At 43.9% G+C, this 2,128-nt stretch carries 3 protein-coding genes; 2 read left to right on the top strand and 1 reads right to left on the bottom strand.

What is annotated here, in order from left to right:
* Positions 1-67 precede the first annotated feature (67 nt).
* Complete coding sequence (gene iscX, locus L0J61_RS10635; protein WP_301466412.1) at positions 68-277, top strand: Fe-S cluster assembly protein IscX; 210 nt, start codon at positions 68-70, stop codon at positions 275-277.
* A 127-nt stretch (positions 278-404) separates the two neighbouring features.
* Positions 405-905: a GyrI-like domain-containing protein gene (locus L0J61_RS10630; protein WP_301466411.1), complete on the top strand. Its 501-nt coding sequence runs from the start codon at positions 405-407 to the stop codon at positions 903-905.
* Between the two features lie 105 nt (positions 906-1,010).
* Here the strand turns inward: L0J61_RS10630 and L0J61_RS10625 are convergent.
* Positions 1,011-2,128, bottom strand: a 1,118-nt coding sequence (locus tag L0J61_RS10625; protein ID WP_301466410.1) for a TonB-dependent receptor, incomplete at its 5' end; no start/stop codon positions are given.

Raw genomic sequence — 2,128 nt, 5'->3', positions numbered from 1 at the left:
CTATAATATTAATTAGCGTTGCACTTGGTGTGTTAATCTAAGAAATTATAAAGGATAAGGAGCCATCATGATCCCGCAAAAATTAAAATGGACAGACAGCTTAGACATTGCTATTGAGCTTTATGAAAAATTTCCAGAAACCGATCCAAGGTATATTCGGTTTACTGATTTACACCGCTGGGTGACTGAGCTTGAAGGTTTTGATGATGATCCGCAAAGATCGAACGAAGGTATCTTGGAAGCCATTCAGATGAATTGGATTGATGAAGCCGACTGATTAAATGCTGTGTTGCTCGTTTAAGGGCTACTTTTTTAAGTATTACTGCTAATTTTAGTATTGCTTGTTTAGCTAATTTAGAGAGTACTTCGAGTACAAAACCAATAATAACCACATAGGCAATATCATGAGTTTAACAGTCAAAGAGCTACCACAAGCGGTAGCTTGTAGCGGTATTAGTGTCCGTACTACCAATAATGCAGAGATTAGCCATGACACGGCGAAGCTGGGTAGATTGTGGCAAAAGTTCTATCAAAATCATGTCGCCAACTTGGCAGAAGGTGAGGATATCTATGGCGTCTATCACAATTATGAAAGCGACGATCTAGTCGGTGCTTTCGATGTGGTGGCCAGTTGGAAGGTTGATAGTGAAGAGAAGCCGTCAAGCTCTGATGATGCAGCGGCTGCAAGTAATGTAGTGACAGTGCAGATTCCTGCCGGTAAGTACCTGGTATTTTCTGAAGAAGGTATCATGCCAAATACAGTTATGAATGCTTGGGAAAAGGCATGGGAGTACTTTCATGATTCTAGCTGTGAACACAAGCGTCGCTTTGATGTTGATTTTGAGCAATATATAGATGGCAATCTAGAATATGGTCAAGTGGACTTATATATTGGGATTGAATGACATGCCCTAGGTTAAGCGAAGAACAAAGTAAAAGCAGCCGCAATTAAATAATTGCGGCTGCTTTTGTAATAGTTTCCGATAAAAGTCTCGGTTAGCTTGAGTTGGTTAGAACTCTTTTGTGACACCCACTGTAAATGTGCGTGGCATGTTAGGACGTGCTCCATAAGGGGTACGGCTAACAATGGCCTGCTTATCAGTGATATTTTCAACTTTACCAAATACCCTAGCATCATATCCGATAGGGTAGTGGCTGATGACGTCAAAGGTTAATAGCGAGTCAGTCTCAGTACGAGGATCGTTTGTACGGTTGCACCCAACTGATTCACAGATGCCACCCGTATATTTAGCCGTCAAATACGTGTCCCAGCCTGAGTCCATCTCAACACCAGCACGGACACTGACTTGATTTTCTGGTACCAGTGTTAGGCGATCGCCATCTTGTGTGTCTTGATAGTCTTCAGCCAGTTCCGCTTGTGTGTGGGTGTAAGTCGCTTGTAGTGGGACGCTATAGCCTTCCATATCTAAGCTCGTGCCCGCCACCAACTCAATCCCGGCAATCACTGCTGAACCGCTTTCTTTTTCGACACCAGAAGTTCGTCCATCACAAGGTGAGTTTTCGGTACAGTTTTTGACTACAGAATCAAAGTCACTATAAAAGCCAACGGCCTCTACATAGTTATTTCCATCGTTATAACGGGTGCCGATCTCGTAGTTGATACTTTCTTCTGGCTCGTTGTCATCCTCATCAGACACCCCTGCGCCGAGTGGGCTGAAGCCTCTATGTACGCCAGCGAGTAGCTGTACGTTATCGTTTAATTGATAAGTACCAGATAATCCAGGCAAGAAGATAGATTGAGTGTTATCGACTTTGCTTTCGCTATCCGTGCCAACACCGCGTGTCTCCTCAGTCTCGATATGTTCATAGCGTAGCGCAGCATTTAAGGTCAATGGCTCTGTCACTTGCCATGTATCAGTCAGCCACAGACTAACCGCATCGGCTTTTTCTTCACGGTTATTACTGCCGCTTGGTGCTAGGGTTTCTTGATAGATAAGCTGACCATCGACTTGATTGAAAACGTCTTCTGGCTGATAGCGTTCGACCTTGTCACGGTGATAGCGCGCACCGACATCAAAGGTATGCTCGCCATATAACGGTACTTGGAAGTTGGGTGGTGTATCAAAAAGTATGCTGGAGTAATAAAAGAAGGGTGACAGCCGAAGCA

Origin of the sequence: Psychrobacter sp., from assembly GCF_030457785.1 — a bacterium.
Classification (GTDB): Bacteria; Pseudomonadota; Gammaproteobacteria; order Pseudomonadales; family Moraxellaceae; genus Psychrobacter.
This window is presented reverse-complemented; position numbering and strand designations above follow the sequence as displayed.